Source organism: Paenibacillus sp. ACRSA, from assembly GCF_022346845.1.
Lineage (GTDB): Bacteria > Bacillota > Bacilli > Paenibacillales > Paenibacillaceae > Paenibacillus.
In genome coordinates, this window is the sequence record NZ_JAKRNP010000003.1 from 582,576 (window position 1) to 597,975 (window position 15,400).

Annotated in this window: 14 protein-coding genes; 1 reads left to right on the forward strand and 13 read right to left on the reverse strand. The window is 45.2% G+C overall.

Annotated elements, in window-relative coordinates; translation table 11 throughout:
* Nucleotides 1-20: 20 nt before the first annotated feature.
* The 7 genes from MH215_RS12140 to MH215_RS12170 all read right to left on the reverse strand — a co-directional run bounded on the left by MH215_RS12140 (nt 21) and on the right by MH215_RS12170 (nt 5,260).
* Nucleotides 21-281, reverse strand: coding sequence for a hypothetical protein (locus MH215_RS12140; protein WP_239290474.1), 261 nt, complete (start codon nt 279-281; stop codon nt 21-23).
* 18 nt (nt 282-299) lie between these two features.
* Nucleotides 300-719 carry a hypothetical protein gene (locus MH215_RS12145; RefSeq protein WP_239290475.1) on the reverse strand — a complete coding sequence of 140 codons (420 nt, stop codon included), beginning with the start codon at nt 717-719 and terminating at the stop codon, nt 300-302.
* Nucleotides 719-1,216, reverse strand: a complete 498-nt coding sequence (locus MH215_RS12150) for a hypothetical protein (protein ID WP_239290476.1) — start codon at nt 1,214-1,216, stop codon at nt 719-721. Before MH215_RS12150 ends, MH215_RS12145 begins: the two co-directional genes overlap by 1 nt.
* A gap of 392 nt (nt 1,217-1,608) precedes the next feature.
* Nucleotides 1,609-2,415, reverse strand: coding sequence for a phosphonate ABC transporter, permease protein PhnE (gene phnE / locus MH215_RS12155; protein WP_156395388.1), 807 nt, complete (start codon nt 2,413-2,415; stop codon nt 1,609-1,611).
* Nucleotides 2,412-3,269 (reverse strand): phosphonate ABC transporter, permease protein PhnE, encoded by an 858-nt coding sequence (gene phnE, locus MH215_RS12160; RefSeq protein WP_239290477.1) that lies wholly within the window; start codon nt 3,267-3,269, stop codon nt 2,412-2,414. Before phnE (MH215_RS12160) ends, phnE (MH215_RS12155) begins: the two co-directional genes overlap by 4 nt.
* The gene (gene phnC / locus MH215_RS12165) at nt 3,266-4,063 is read right to left on the reverse strand and encodes a phosphonate ABC transporter ATP-binding protein (protein ID WP_056694609.1); all 798 of its coding nucleotides are present in this window, start codon (nt 4,061-4,063) and stop codon (nt 3,266-3,268) included. The genes phnE (MH215_RS12160) and phnC overlap by 4 nt, the downstream gene beginning before the upstream one ends.
* A 195-nt stretch (nt 4,064-4,258) precedes the next feature.
* Complete coding sequence (locus MH215_RS12170) at nt 4,259-5,260, reverse strand: phosphate/phosphite/phosphonate ABC transporter substrate-binding protein (RefSeq protein ID WP_442952587.1); 1,002 nt, start codon at nt 5,258-5,260, stop codon at nt 4,259-4,261.
* 270 nt (nt 5,261-5,530) lie between these two features.
* Here MH215_RS12170 and MH215_RS12175 point away from each other — a divergent pair, with 270 nt between their 5' ends.
* Complete coding sequence (locus tag MH215_RS12175) at nt 5,531-7,279, forward strand: bifunctional metallophosphatase/5'-nucleotidase (protein WP_239290478.1); 1,749 nt, start codon at nt 5,531-5,533, stop codon at nt 7,277-7,279.
* Between the two features lie 158 nt (nt 7,280-7,437).
* Here the strand turns inward: MH215_RS12175 and MH215_RS12180 are convergent, their stop codons facing one another.
* From MH215_RS12180 to MH215_RS12205, 6 genes are all read right to left on the reverse strand, one after another.
* A complete protein-coding gene (locus MH215_RS12180) occupies nt 7,438-7,755 on the reverse strand; it encodes a hypothetical protein (protein ID WP_239290480.1) in 318 nt (105 codons plus the stop codon).
* Nucleotides 7,756-8,022: 267 nt separating this feature from the next.
* The gene (locus MH215_RS12185; RefSeq protein WP_239290829.1) at nt 8,023-9,318 is read right to left on the reverse strand and encodes an MATE family efflux transporter; all 1,296 of its coding nucleotides are present in this window, start codon (nt 9,316-9,318) and stop codon (nt 8,023-8,025) included.
* 230 nt (nt 9,319-9,548) lie between these two features.
* On the reverse strand, nt 9,549-9,971 hold the full coding sequence (locus MH215_RS12190; RefSeq protein WP_239290482.1) for a MarR family winged helix-turn-helix transcriptional regulator: 423 nt from the start codon (nt 9,969-9,971) through the stop codon (nt 9,549-9,551).
* Between the two features lie 470 nt (nt 9,972-10,441).
* On the reverse strand, nt 10,442-12,280 hold the full coding sequence (locus MH215_RS12195; protein ID WP_056694624.1) for an ABC transporter ATP-binding protein: 1,839 nt from the start codon (nt 12,278-12,280) through the stop codon (nt 10,442-10,444).
* On the reverse strand, nt 12,261-14,066 hold the full coding sequence (locus MH215_RS12200; RefSeq protein WP_239290484.1) for an ABC transporter ATP-binding protein: 1,806 nt from the start codon (nt 14,064-14,066) through the stop codon (nt 12,261-12,263). Before MH215_RS12200 ends, MH215_RS12195 begins: the two co-directional genes overlap by 20 nt.
* A 247-nt stretch (nt 14,067-14,313) precedes the next feature.
* Nucleotides 14,314-15,366 (reverse strand): CotH kinase family protein, encoded by a 1,053-nt coding sequence (locus MH215_RS12205; RefSeq protein ID WP_239290485.1) that lies wholly within the window; start codon nt 15,364-15,366, stop codon nt 14,314-14,316.
* Nucleotides 15,367-15,400 lie beyond the last annotated feature (34 nt).

Here is a 15,400-nt window from a genome sequence, read left to right on the forward strand (position 1 = left end):
TAATTCATCAATTCATAAGTTCATGACAATCGCTCTGGCTCATTGATCTTTCTGGTCAACTGCATGCCGTTCACTACAGCAGAATACGCAGCGATGGCAATGATGGCAAAAAATACGATCTGGTTTATCTGTATTGAGGAATAGTTAATCCACGTAAAAATGATCAGGATTCCACTAAGTCCGATATTCTCTCTGTTATGCTCCTTAAACTTCTGAAAAATCATTCGATATAATAATATGGCTATCATAAACACAATCCAGACGATAGTAAATGTCTCCATGTGCTTCACCTTCTTTCCTCACTCTTCATCACTAGATATCGCTGTGTAAATCTGAGAACGATACTTATTCAGGTTACCGTCATATGCGAATTGCATAAGAATGACATTATTATTGGTATACTCACCGACCTTGGTTATGAGCGAGATGTTAAAGTTCGCTTTTACCAGCGCTTGCCTTGCTTGTTCAATAGAATCCGTAAAAAAAATAAATACGGTGTCGCTGTCCTCCCCATTGTGAGAAATGCTGAATTGATGAGGAATCAAACCCTGCATATCAACACTGGATGAAGGCTCCATGATCTTAACCTTCAGCCCCTGCTCTTCAAGTGAGGTTTGGAATTGATGTAGAAACTCGTTTGGATCGATGCGCTGATTCTGCCCTGTACAGCCGGTAACAAATGTCAGCAAAATTATGATTAAAATGGTCGCAGTTCTCATTACTTCCCTCTCATCTTCTCTTGAATCTCCACAGCTTTTTCGTAATTGGAAGCTCCTGTAACCACATGCGTTTGTGTTCTCTCATCCCCAGTAGATCCGAGAAACATACTGATCTCTCTCCAATCATCACTGAAATAAATGAGACCAATCAAGCTATAATCGAAAGGAGTTTCCATTCTATTGTAAGTTAAACTACCTTTATTAATATGATTCTTCCTCTCTAGTACATAAATCGTCGACATATAATCCTTCTGGGTTAGATCAAAGTTATCTACAGACACGTGGCCTTCAAAGGATGCCTGACGGAAAAGAGGACGAACCATCCTTCCTTCCACCTTGATCTTCGTAGTTACCGCAGATGCTGGATCATCTTGAGTATATTGAATAGCTTTCTGCTCAATATGAATATTCTTCGGAAATGGATAGAGCCATGCAACCAGCCCAACTCCAACTAAAACAACAATAATAATGAACAAACGTAATTGTGTTAACCTCAACCTAAAGCCCCCTCACTAGATAAGTGAAAGTGAATAAATTATAAATTTTCCTTTTCAATCATGTATTTATAAAGAAATCATACCAAAAATTCTCCAAAGAAACAGCATTTGACGATCTGAAGTCACTTCCATTGATCCTGCACCTTCCATCTCTAACGAACTCATTTAGCCTTATTCGGGGGAGAACTGCATCCAGGAAATGCTAACGAATCGTTGGCACGCTCATATGCCTTTTGGGCGCAAAAATTAGATACATTACCTAGTACTTCGAAATATAACGCTTCTCCGATTCGTTAACACCTAGGGTATAACACGTCCTGACTTAGATACAAACAAAAAAAGAAGACTACTAAATGCTGTATCATAACTAGCACTTAATAATCTTCTCCACATTACACCAGCTTCTTCCGAATATATCCCGAGATCAAGTCAATGATTGTAATCATCACAATAATGCCAAGCAGAATAATACCTACACGCGGCCAGTTCCGCGTACTCAGTGCAAAGATCAGCGGTGTACCAATCCCCCCGGCTCCAATGACACCCAGGATGGTCGCAGACCGGACATTGATTTCAAAGCGATACAGGGTATAGTTCAAGAATCCAGGCATGACCTGCGGCAAAATAGCGAACCATAATTGCTGAATACGATTGGCTCCAGTAGCGAGCAACGCTTCCGAAGGACCATAGTCGATATTTTCCACTTCATCCGCGTACAATTTGCCGAGCATACCGATGGAGTGTAAACCAAGGGCAAGCACCCCAGCGAACGATCCGGGACCTACAGCCTTGATAAACATCAAAGCCATAATAATCTCTGGAAACGTACGAATGAAGCTAAGCACCATTTTACCTGCACCCGAGATTGAGCGATGCCCACTCATATTACGTGCAGACCAGAAGGCAAATGGAATACATAATACAGCAGAGATCACCGTACCGAGTACGGAGATGGCGAGTGTATCCAGCAATCCACGCAGCAAATCTTCTCCTTCAGGCAAATAAACAAAGTCCCAATCTGGTGAGAATATACCAGCGATAATCGCCTTCATAATCTGTCCAGCGGTTTCTTTAAACCCGGTAAACGGTACACCGGCAAGAGCCCAGGCATACACCAGAATCAGCAGGATAACAATAACCCAGCGAAGCGGGTTCTTCCGTGGTTTCGGCCGGATGCGGCTTGTTTCATTTTTCATCATAGCAATTTCTCCCGCAGCTTAGTACTTACATAATCAATAATTAGAACAATAGCAAGGGTAAATAGAATGATTACGCTGGTCTTGTCATACTCCAGGAATCCAAGTGTAGCCTCATAATAAAGTCCAATACCTCCGGCTCCCACCAATCCCAGAATGGCAGCAGCACGTACATTAATTTCAAAGGCATATAGGACATAGGATGTAAATTGAGCAGCCAGTTGTGGTACAACGCCATACACAATGAGCTGAATACGGTTCATGCCAACAGCTGTCATCGCTTCCAGTGGCCCCTGATCAATCGTTTCTAGCGTCTCATAGGTGAGCTTGGCAATTAGACCTACAGAGAATACCGCCAGTGCCAGGATACCAGGAATTGGCCCTAGGCCAAACACCGCAACAAACAAAGCAGCAAGCAACAGATCCGGCACTGTCCGAATCAGGTTGAGTACAAAACGTGCAGGGAAGTAAATCCAGCGACTAGGCATTAGGTTACCCGCACAGATAATAGCCACCGGAATGGCAATGATCGCCCCAATGGTTGTACCAATCAGAGCCATACGAATGGTTTCCAGCATGCCTTGAACGATATTATCAAAGTAACTCCACCGGGGTGGAAACATTTCTTTTAGCAGATCCCACATGTTCGGCAAGCCTTCAAAAAGCTCCGTAAAGCTTGCATCGGTCTGCTTCGCACTCGCCCAGAGAAGAAGCAAAATAATGGCTAACGTGAGTAGATGCTTCGTGCGTCCAGGGGGTTTGGGACGATTAACGACCTGATTCGGGCTGGAACCAGGTTCCTTGCCTATGCCTGGCTTGCCTGAATTCTGGAGTGAAACATTGGATTGTCCCTTCATACCAGAACTTCTCCCTGCTCATGCACAGCCTGCTTGTCCAGTAATTCGTCGGCCAGGATCGGTCTGCCATAAATCTCAGCAAATCGCTCATCCGTTGCTTCTTCGACTGGACCGTCGAATACAACTTTACCTGCCCGCAATCCTACGATCCGGGTCGCATACTCTCTTGCCAGATCGATAAAGTGGAGATTGACGATTGTTGTAATGCCTAGCTCCTGATTGATGTGTTTCAGATCATCCATAACTTGCTTCGTCGTAAGTGGGTCTAGTGATGCCACCGGCTCATCAGCTAGAATAATTTTGGCTTCTTGGGCAAGTACACGCGCAATCGCTACACGCTGTTGTTGTCCACCAGACAATTGATCTGCACGGGAGTAAGCCTTCTCCGAGATGTTAACCCGATCTAGCGCGGTAAATGCCAATTCAACATCCTCTTTCGGGAAACGACCCAGGATGGTACGCATGGTGGAATGATATCCCACACGTCCACACAGTACATTACGGAGTACACTGGAGCGTTTCACTAGGTTAAAACTCTGGAAGATCATACCGATATCACGTCTGATCATACGCAGGCGTTTGCCCTGCGCCTTCGTAATCGAACTTCCATTGATCTTGATCTCACCTTCACTAATATCGTGCAGTCGATTAATGGACCGTAAGAGGGTTGACTTCCCTGCTCCAGACAAACCAACGACCGCAATAAATTCGCCTTGCTCAAACTTCAGATTAATATTATCCAGGCCTTTTGTGCCGTTTGCATACGTTTTGGTGACGTTATGAAGCTCAATCATGGCAATAATCCTTCTTTCATTCGTAATGATCATACAGGTCGAAGCCTTGCTATAATGGCACAAGCCAGCGCAGCGTAGATCACGCTGAACTGGCCTGCCCACTCTGATACGATATAGCTAGTCCCATCAAAAGAGATACGTGAAGCAACAAGATTGTAAAACGACTTCTAGAGTTGTAGCACTTCTAAGCTACAATTACTCGCCTTTTACTTTTTCGCCATACTGACGAACGATCTCGAACTTGCTATCATCGGACTCTACGTAACCTTCATGTGTGTAGATCTCTTTAATGATTTGGTGGCCTTCTGTGTCTTTACCGATATCGATGAAAGCTTGTTTGATCTTCGCAGTCCAATCTGCATTCATATCTGTACGAACAGCAATGGTATCGTTAGGAATTGGCTCTGTGAACGCCAGTACACGTGTATCTTCAAATACAGTTGGGTAGTCTTTTGCTACAGTGTTACGGGCATCTTGGAAAATTGCTGCTGCATCAACGTCACCGTTCAGTACAGCGATAACACCTTGGTCATGACCTTTCAATGTTACAGGTGATACATCTTTCAATGGATCAATGCCATTATCAAGCAACAAACCTGCAGGCCATACATAACCAGCCGAAGACGTTACGTTCTGGTAAGCGATTTTCTTACCTTTAAGATCTTCGATCGTTTGGATCGGTGAATCTTTCTTCACGATAAACATCGATTTATAAGAATCAGCCAATTCCTCTGTTGGAGCACCTGTCTCATCATTTACGCCAAAACGTTGAGCTTGCAAAATAACTTGAGCTGCGCCTTTTTCTTTAGCTAGTACATAAGCTGTCGGAGGCAAGAAACCTACGTCTACTTTGTTAGAAGCCATTGCTTCAATAATTGTGTTGTAGTCTGTGGATACGCTGACTTTTACCGGAATGCCCAATTTGTCGCCAAGCAGTTTCTCCAGCGGCTTAGCTTTTGCTTCAAGCGTGTCTGCATTTTGGGAAGGAACGAATTGAACCGTTAGTTCTGTTGGTACATAACCTTCGGCTTCTTTTTCTGTTTCTGCCGTATCGGTAGACGTACCGGACGCATTCGAACTCGTATCAGCCCCGTTAGACGAACCTGTCGTAGCATTAGACCCACATGCACTCAGAAACAGAACCAAAATCAACAATGGTAAAAATAAAGCGGACTTCTTCAAGCGAACACCCTCCAAAGAGTTTCTATTTTTCAATACTTATCTACTATAATTGGCAAATATTTGCGCCATGTGAAACGAAATTTGGAGTTTTGTAAAGTTTTTTGTCATGCTGTCAGGGACGATTTCATCTGTTAGAATAGGCTCATTATGGATGAGAATTGAAGAAGACAAGCATCGAATAGGCACAAATATCAGGCATGCATCTATTTCTTCCATTCTTTCTATCGTTCCATTTTTTGGGGTCATTCCATATATATAAACTTATATATTAGAGGAGATTGTAAAATGAAGCCTACTTACCCGACGACAACCTTCGATATTTTGTTCACCAGTGATCTGCACGGAGCCATCCGTCCGATTCATTACAACACCAATGCCTATCGCCCTGCCGGGCTTGCTATGCTAGCTACACTCATTCGTAAAGAACGTGAGCGTTCTCCTGAACTGATGCTGGTGGATAATGGTGACTTACTACAAGGCTCTCCCCTGGCCTCCTACGCGGCTGCCAACGTATCCAAGCATCATATTCATCCTTTCATCACCGTGTTGAATGAACTCGGTTATGATGCAGCAGTCATGGGAAATCACGAGTTCAATTATGGTCAGGAGCTGCTCCATGAAGCCGTTGAAGGCTCTACATTCCCATGGTTGTCTGCTAACATCGTTCGGACTCGTCCGCAAGAAGATCATGAAAGATTACTAGAAAGTGAGCAAGCTGTTGGGGGCGAAAAGCCAAGCTTCATGACTTATGAGGATGACTCCATTGTTGTTCATTCTTACGGAACTGATTCCGAAAAAGGGAAACGTCCCCTAGCACCATTGGAAGCTGGCATTCCTGCATTTGGCCCTCCCTATCTGATTAAGACATTATCTACGGGTGTCAAAATTGCTCTACTAGGTGCGACTACACACTACATCCCGAACTGGGAACATCCCAAAAATATTGAAGGATTACAGTTCCTTGATGCATTAGATACCATTCGTGCATGGGTTAATTACATTCGCGAAGTGGAAAAGCCAGATGTGCTTGTGGTTAGTTATCATGGTGGATTCGAGAGTGACCTAGAGACTGGGGAACCGGCTGAACGGTTGACTGGAGAGAATCAAGGGTATGCGATCTGTCGAGATATCAAAGGGATCGATGTACTTCTCACAGGACATCAGCATCGCCAGCTCGCTACCGAAATCCATGGTGTAACCGTCATTCAGCCTGGATTCAGTGGAAGCGGCATAGGGCATGTATCGGTTCAGTTACAGCAAAGTCCAGATGAAACATGGCAGATTACAGATAAACAAGCTAAGCTTCTGCGCTTGGATGAACAGCATGAGCTTGAACCCGATGCCATGGTTATGACACTTACGGATGAACTGGAGACACAGGCTCAAGCATGGTTAGATCAACCGATTGGTGCGGTATCCGGTGACTTGTCGATCTCCGATGCGACAACGCTCCGACTTCAGGCACATCCATTCATTGATTTTGTTCATCAGGTACAGATGGAAGCAACGGGAGCACAGCTCTCAAATACGGCCATGCTTAGTGAAGAAGCCCGCGGATTCGGAAGTCAGATCACGGTTCGGGATGTGTTATCGAATTTCATCTATCCTAACACGCTTACCGTATTAGAGCTGAGTGGTCAGGATATTCGAGAGGCGTTGGAGCAAAGTGCACGCTACTTCGAACTGGATTCCTCAGGGAATGTTATCGTTAACCCGGCCTACATCGAACCTAAACCACAGCATTACAATTATGATATGTGGGCAGGCATTGAATACGAGCTTGATATCTCTCAGCCTGTAGGCAATCGAGTCGTGAAGCTAGAGCGTCATGGTATACCAATTGCGATGGATAGCTCCTATTCTGTGGTCATGAATAGCTACCGTGCTGCTGGGGGAGGCGATTATGCTATGTATCCAGGTAAAAAGGTGCTGCATGAAGGAGCCACGGATATGGCTGCATTAGTGGAGGATTACATTCGTAGACATCAACCGTTGACGGTGCAGCCGGCGAATAATTGGAAGGTTATGAACTAGGACACGGACATGTCTTAACTTCAACTGAAACGATTATAAAGACCACTTGGAGGTTAGAAAAACCTCTACCAAATTAATATAGCCTATGAAAGGTTCTTGATTAAGAATCTCTCATAGGCTATTTCATTTCATGATTGGCCAGGCATTCGCCTGAACCTCTAAAAAGGTAATATACTGTTCACAATGAGCACGAGTATAAACAAAGCAATCCATACCAACAACAGGTTCGCCATAGCTATAGCCCACTTATACTTCCCTTTATGATAGAATCCCCAACAAGATAGTGATCCTAACACAGCAATCGGATAAGACATCAGTAAATAAAAGGCAGCAGCATAGTTCGATGCATATTCATATGAAGTTAGGGCATCAAACATAAATACGCTCATCATCAACACGATGGGATACGCAAATAATGTTAATAAGTACAAACCATTAAATAAAAAGAGACATGTTGCGATTGTTGAGTTTTTCAATGTTCCAGACAACCTCCATTACTTAGCTTACCTTATACAAGTACCCGAGCTTTGTGAATAAGCTCTATTATATCCATTTTATTACATAACGTCATGGTTACTACTTCCATATTTGCCCTGTGAGATATCTGATAGTTTGGAGTGAATACTGGTATCACGCACTCCGTATACAAGCCAGGATTGAACATTAGCAAAGAGCAGAATCAGAAGGAATTACGCCCCTCCATCCCTTTCTTATATTCAGCCTAGCCTAAGTTTAAGCATTGACTACAAGCTGATTGTTTTTTGACTAATACGTCTGTAATGGAATACAAACAGGATCAGCCCTAGAACACTTGTGATAATTTCAGTTATAGTCATAGACCAGATCACACCTGTGAGACCAAAGTACTTATGGAAAATAATAATAACTGGAATGAACAAGGTTCCCTGGCAGATTGCCATCACATTAGTTGGGATCCCCTCTCCAGCAGCTTTGAAAATACCAGTAAACAGTCCAGTAAGTCCGGTAAACAGAGCTGAGATCAGCATCGCAATCAGGATAGCGGTTCCGGCCTCAAGCACCGAGATATCAGATGAGAACAGGCGAATGACTTGTTCCTTAAATAAATAGACGATGCCGATAAAAATTACCGCGATCGCCGCAATATACAGCGTCGCTTGTTTATACGTTGCTCTTAATCGAGCAAAATTCCCACTTGCAAAATTATGCGCCACGAGCGGAATAATTCCCATGAAGATCCCCATCGTTAGAAACTCAGGCAACTGCACAATCCGTAGCGCAATACCAAAGCCAGCGACAATATGATCACCAAATGTCATCGCATAGTGGTTCAACAGCAGAGTAGACACGATCAGGAATGAAGTTTGCAGCAGTTCGGATACGCCAATCTTATAAACCTCTAGCTGATCCTGTAAATTTAGCTTCCAGTATTTCAGGAACCCTCTCAGATTCTCGCTTCGATATGATAAATACCAGATATAATAGGCTGCTGAGCAAGCATTCGCTAATACGATGGATAACGCAGCTCCGAATACATGCCAATCTAAGATAAGAATAAATAGTACATCCAATAGGATGCTGGCAACAATGCTAATGAACATACCATACATCGATTCCTTCGATGCACCTTCTGACCGAACCAACTGTTCCAGTGCAAAGTTCACAATGACAATCGCTCCACCTGCCAATAACGTAATGGCGTATTGACTCGTGTATGCATATACAGCCTCATTGGCGCCAAGTCCTTGAACAATCGGCGTGATGAACAACCACGAAATGAGGGCAATCAATAAACCGGCAGCTAAGCTGAAGTACAGCGAGTAACCTGCAACTTTCTTCGCCTTCTCCCCTTCACCCGTAGCCGTTAGACGCGTAATGAAGGTTCCGCCACCGACTCCAAACATATTGCCAAACGCCATCAACACAGTGAAGATTGGTAAGCCGAGGGTAATCGCACTGAACATGCCTGTATCATGAACCAGACCAATGAAAAAAGCATTGATGAGGTTATACAACGTCCCCGCAGACATGCCCAACATCATAGGAATAGACAGATGCATAATGGACTTGTGGACAGGGGCTGTGCTCAGATAATATGAGTTTGAATGTTTTTCTTTCAACGGAATTCCGCCTCTCTTTTAATTATAACAATTAGACTTCTAAGTTTTCGGACAAAAAAATATTCAAGCATTACCAACCAACGTTGGAAAACTGATAAATAGAATGTGAACTGTTTGAATTCTAACTATTTAAATATGAGCAGTGAATCCTGCTCAGTACATCAGCCTACTTAGAGGTTCTGATTAACCTTGGTCAATAACTGCATCAATGTTGCCTGTTCTTCCTCGGTCAAGCTTGCCACAATCTCGTGCTCAACCTTGGCAAACATCTGGGCTACATCTTGAATCACTTGCTCACCCTTAGGCAAGACGTATAAGTTCTTCTGCCGTTCATTATCCGAGGGAATCTTCCGCTCGATATATCCGTTCTTCTCCAGGCCTTTCAGCATACTCGTAATCGTTGCATCCCGTCGGTTGAATGCCTCGGCTAGGTTTTTCTGAATCAATCCGTTATCCTGATGTTCATAGATATATCCGATAATTCGACCTTGTTGAGCATTAAGCCCTAACTCATTCACTTGATCATCGGCTTTGCGTTTGATCTTAATCCCAATCGTTTGAAATAGATCCGAATACGGTGTATCTTTCCGCAAGAGTACTCTCCTCCTTTTAGTATGACACCTTAAAGTTAGATATCTAAGTGTTCGTAAGCTAAATATACATCCGCCTCGTTACACTGTCAAGCATCGTATTTAATACATCACGTGAATGCTACACTAATCATTCATATGGCTGCCTGATTGTAAACAATATAACAAGGCCATGTTTAACAGCTCATCGGTGTAATCAAATCGCTGCCCAACCACCCTTCTCATGAAGCAGGGCACCGCCTGGTAGGCAGTATCATAACAACAAAGTACATCATTCAATTCATGCAAAAACGGACACCCCTAAAGATCAATGTCATTAAGTTTAGCTTATCTTAATGACATTGCCCTATAGATGTCCGTTTTTCTGTATCTCCTCTTATTCCGTTGCTCTTACTTGGGTCATGAATTCATCTCGCTCAGCACCTGTGGTACCGAGAAGCTCTATCTGAGAATGCCAATGACTCACCCAGCCATTACTGTGCTTTCTTGCGTAGCTGACTGTAATACAGCTCGCTGTAGAAGCCACCTTGTTCCAACAAGACGTCATGCGAGCCTTGTTCCAGCAGATGTCCATCCTTCAGCACTAGAATCCGGTCTGCTTGGCGGATCGTGTTCAGTCTGTGAGCAATGACAAAGCTGGTACGCCCCTGCATAAGACGTTGCAGCCCTTCTTGTATTTTGATCTCCGTAACGGTATCAATACTACTTGTCGCCTCATCTAACACAAGAATGGACGGGTCGGCCAGAATCGCGCGGGCGATGGCAAGCAGTTGCTTCTGCCCTTGACTAATGCCGCTGCCATCGGCCTGAAGCACTTTGTCATAGCCACCCTTCATTCGCGTAATGAAGGAATGAGCATTGGCTAGTTTGGAGGCAATCTCCACCTCTTCGTCTGATGCATCCAGACGGCCGAAGCGGATATTTTCCCGAATCGTCCCTTGAAATAGGAATGAATCCTGAAGAACAAATGCCATATGAGAACGCAAATTCTCTCGGCGAATGGTTGTGAGATCCCGTCCATCCACAGTCAGCGTACCCGCAGTTGGATCATAGAAGCGGGACAATAGCTGTATTAGCGTGGTTTTGCCTGCCCCAGTTGGACCTACTAACGCAATCATCTCTCCCGGCTTCGCTTCAAAGCTAATTTCATGCAAAATGTCACGACCTTCATCATATCCAAAAGAGACCCGGTCAAAGCGCACCGCTCCCTCTACCTTCTCAAGGGATACCGCTGCACCTTCATCCTTCGCTTCTTCATCTTCATCAAGCACTTCAAATACACGCTCCGCTCCGGCTATTGCCGATAATAACGTATTCCACTGATTCGCAAGATCGTTCAGCGGACGTGTAAATTGACGAGCATATTCGACGAAAATGATAATGATCCCCACGGTAACCGTACCCTGAATCGCCAGAATACCACCGATCCCTGCTACAATGGCGAAGCTCAGGTTGTTGAGTCCGTTCATCAGCTTCGGTATAAAACCCGAGATGGTCTGCGCCCAGAAGCCGGAAATCCGGATTCGTGTATTTCGCTCCTCAAACCCACGAATAACCCGTTCCTCTTGGGAAAATGCTTTAATGATGCGCTGACCAGATAACGTCTCTTCAATATATCCATTCAGTTCACCCAGATTACGCTGCCGCTCCTTGAAGAGTGGCCCTGTTCTACGCGTAATCCAGCGCATGCCAAGAGCCATAAGCGGTACGACGATAAATGTAAGCAAGGTCAGCAATGGACTCAGCCAGAGCATGACACCAAACGTCCCCAGTAGCGTTAATATACTTGAAAAAATCTGAATGGCTGAGCTGTTCAATGTACCGCTAACATTCTCGATATCATTCGTAACCCGGCTCATAATCTCACCTTGCTGGCGCTTGCCGAAGAATGGAATAGGCAATTTGTGCAGGTGGGAGAACAGGTCATACCGCATACGATATACCGTCTCCTGTGCGATTTCGATCATCCATATGTTTTGCAGCCAAGATGTCAGGGAGAACAATACATACACCGCAACCAGTCCAAGCAGGAACCTGGTCCAACTAGCGCTGGTTGATTCTCCATCCATAAAGCTATCTACTGCGACGCCCACCATATACGGCCCAAGCAGCGCAAGTGCTGAGCTTGCAAATACCATCAGTAGCACCAGTGAGAGCTTAACTTTGCGGCGTGCAAGATACGTCCAGATCCGCCCCAATGTGCCTGACCAATTCTTCGCCCTTGCCTTCGGCTTAGAGCCGCCGCCTTTGAGCGTTGCAGGATCAAGCGGTGGTGGCGGTTGACGGAAGGGTTCAATGAATGCTTTGAACATGCGGCGTGCCCTCCCCATATTGTGATTGATAGATGCGACGGTACAATTCCGATGAATCCATCAGATCTTCATGTTTACCTTGCCCAATTAGCCGTCCATCATCCAGTAGCAGAATCAGATCAGCAGAGGTTGTGGAGCTAATTTTCTGAGTAATAATAAAGGTCGTACACGACAGTTCTTCCAATGCATCCAGTAATCTTGCTTCTGTGGCTACATCCAGCGCACTCGTACTGTCATCCAGGATTAGAATGCTCGGACGACGAATCAACGCTCTTGCAATGGATAAACGTTGCTTCTGCCCACCCGATAGATTCACTCCGCGTTGACCTAACTGTGTATCATAACCATTCGGTAATTTCTCGATTGTCTCATGAATCTGAGCACGCTTGGCGGCTTCCTTGATCTCAGCCAGCGTAGCATCCTCTCGACCCCAAGCGATATTATCACGGACAGAGCCTGTGAATAGAACGACCTCCTGTGGAACATAACCGATTGCCCCTCGCAGCAACGAGGTATCCAGACGTTCTGCGTTGGTACCGTCAATCCGGATCTGACCTGTGTCCTCGGTGTAGAGCCTTGGAATTAACTGTACGAGTGAAGACTTGCCTGAGCCTGTCGCTCCCATAATGGCAATGCGCTCACCTTGGCCAGCGGAGAACGAGATATTTTCAAGTACGGTAATATCGCTGTTCGGATAATGAAAACCAACATTTTTGAATTCGACTGCGCCTTGTATCGCCTGTTGTTTTTGAATCGACACAGATGTCCCTCGTTGTCCTAATGAGGCAGACCCTCCTTCATCTGCTGAGAAGCTAGATGCTGACTTCTGAGCCGATTCTGAATCGTCCTCTGTCTCAAATACTTCATTCAGCCGCTGCGCTGAAGCGCTTGCTCGGGAGAATGTCACCAGAATCCAAGATAAAGCAGACATCGCCCCAATGGTACGAAGCAGGTAGTTAATGACAGCAACCACTTCCCCCACCGTTGCACTGCCCGAGTTAATATCGACTCGCCCGAACCATAGCACAGCGATAATGCAGCCGTTCATCATGAGCAGCATGAACGGCATCGTCGTCTCCGTTAAGCGTAGCGCGGAGATCGTGCCTTTCATCAGCTTGCCGCTGAAGCCGGCAAAGCGTTCAATCTCATGGCCCATCCGTACGAAGACACGGATCAGCCGAATGCCTGTCAGATTCTCCTGGATGACTCCGTTGACGGCATCCAGCCTGCGCTGCACATTGCGGAACAGCAGCGCTGCCTTTTTGATCATCCAAACCACGACAATAAGCAACACAGGCACCATAACGACCAGCAGCAGACCTAATCGCGGATTCACAACCACGGCCATAATCATGCTACCAATCACGACCAGAGGCACACGTGTCATGAATCGCAGACTCATGAAGACGGTATCCTGAACCTGGGTAACGTCCCCTGTTAAGCGGGTAATGAGCGATGAGGTGGCGAAACGATTGAATACGGCATAAGAGAACGCTTGCACTTTATCATACAGCTTCTCCCGCAGATCGTATCCGAATCCTAAGCTCGCATGGGATGCAAAAAACGAACTGGCAATTCCGGCAGCAAAAGCAACAACCGCACTCGCCACGAGCACGCCGCCCCATAACCAGACAACCGACAGATTCCCTTCCTGAATGCCGTTATCGATAATCTTCGAGATGAGATACGGCTGAGCCAGCTCCACTGCAAGCTCAATCAACATCATGACCAGGGCAGCAATGGCGGCAACTCGGTACTTCTTCAAGTAGTGCAACAGCTTGATCATAAGCATTCCTCCGGCTCGGAGCGCTCTAAACGTATATTTTACTCCAGTTCAGAGCCTCCCTTAGACATGTTGTTTTCTCCACTTTGCCCACTATGTAATCATTTTCTATGTACATATATGGTTATTATAACGTATTTTACAATCCTGCTCCTATTCTTATTACCCTACTTTTCTGCAAGAAATAGTCTTCCCCTCTTTTTTAACGCAAAAAAAAGGAAGGTATGCCCTTCCCAAGCTGTTTGGATGCTCACAACTGATGTAGCTTCTCTTGGAGATATTCCCGGCGTTCTGCCACGTAGGTACGAATTCTCTCGGGTTCACCAGCAAACACATCCATAGGCCATTTCATGTAAGGGTCTTGCTCGACTGCTTCGGAAATTTCACGGTGCATACGATATACAAGCGGCATAATCCTCTTTTCTGTAAAAACGCTCATTAGGTGCTGCTGCATCAGCTTCTTGTATTGTTGACGGAAACTGCGGAATGCCAGCAGTCGTCCAGTAAGTTTGTTATAGCCCTGAATACGAACAAGATTGGAGTCAACTCGCGTTCCATAACAGTTCCTCCCCCAAGTGCCCTCATAATCCCAAGGTAAGATGCCATATTTCCCGCTTTTGATTTTCTCATACCATGTGTAATTTTGATGAAATCCGTCAAAGTTTCCTGTAAGCACAGCTCCACTTAACCAGCGCAAATAGTTGTCCGTATCTACCCTTGACTGTAAAAAACGAAACAATTCCAGCCTGGACTTTGTGTTCAACTGCCGAACAAAGGTACTTAACCTTGTACGATCCACATCTTTGCCTCGAATTAAGCTGTATCCGGATAATAGATCGGTGCTTGTTGAAGAGGAATCCGAATTTAATGTAAAACCAGCATGATCATTCACCGCGTAAAAGATACTACGTACAGGTATTTTCCTTTGGCGAAAAAAGAAGGATTTCACACCTTCGATTCTCAGGTATACACCCAGTAGCTGTCCGTTTAAGTATAAAACGCAGTGCTTGGTAGATGGCGCAGGCACCCGGATCGACTCAAAAAAGCGAAAAGACAGCGCATTGCGAATGAGCGAAGGATCATCGTACTCTGCATTAAAGTGATACGTTCGACTAGCTGTGCGAATCTCGAATGATTTTTTGGCATAACCGCGTGTATGCCCCCCTCGGTAACGAATCCGGATCGGAAGCTGCTTGCTATCCATCTGCATCGTGCTGTTCACAAACGTATCCGACCATATATTGGACGTTAACTGTTGATATTCGGTTGTAGACAAGCTGATATGGTAGACAGGTAAAGCCATTTCCATCCGCCTTTCGAGTACCTGTGAGATTCGC

What these genes read in the sequence shown, in the direction of transcription:
- MH215_RS12140 (WP_239290474.1), bottom strand. Translation starts at nt 281, where the DNA reads ATGGAGACATTTACTATCGTCTGGATTGTGTTTATGATAGCCATATTA.
- MH215_RS12145 (WP_239290475.1), bottom strand. Translation starts at nt 719, where the DNA reads ATGAGAACTGCGACCATTTTAATCATAATTTTGCTGACATTTGTTACC.
- phnE (WP_156395388.1), bottom strand. Translation starts at nt 2,415, where the DNA reads ATGATGAAAAATGAAACAAGCCGCATCCGGCCGAAACCACGGAAGAAC.
- phnE (WP_239290477.1), bottom strand. Translation starts at nt 3,269, where the DNA reads ATGAAGGGACAATCCAATGTTTCACTCCAGAATTCAGGCAAGCCAGGC.
- phnC (WP_056694609.1), bottom strand. Translation starts at nt 4,063, where the DNA reads ATGATTGAGCTTCATAACGTCACCAAAACGTATGCAAACGGCACAAAA.
- MH215_RS12175 (WP_239290478.1), top strand. Translation starts at nt 5,531, where the DNA reads ATGAAGCCTACTTACCCGACGACAACCTTCGATATTTTGTTCACCAGT.
- MH215_RS12185 (WP_239290829.1), bottom strand. Translation starts at nt 9,318, where the DNA reads ATGCATCTGTCTATTCCTATGATGTTGGGCATGTCTGCGGGGACGTTG.
- MH215_RS12195 (WP_056694624.1), bottom strand. Translation starts at nt 12,280, where the DNA reads ATGTTCAAAGCATTCATTGAACCCTTCCGTCAACCGCCACCACCGCTT.
- MH215_RS12200 (WP_239290484.1), bottom strand. Translation starts at nt 14,066, where the DNA reads ATGATCAAGCTGTTGCACTACTTGAAGAAGTACCGAGTTGCCGCCATT.
- MH215_RS12205 (WP_239290485.1), bottom strand. Translation starts at nt 15,366, where the DNA reads ATGGCTTTACCTGTCTACCATATCAGCTTGTCTACAACCGAATATCAA.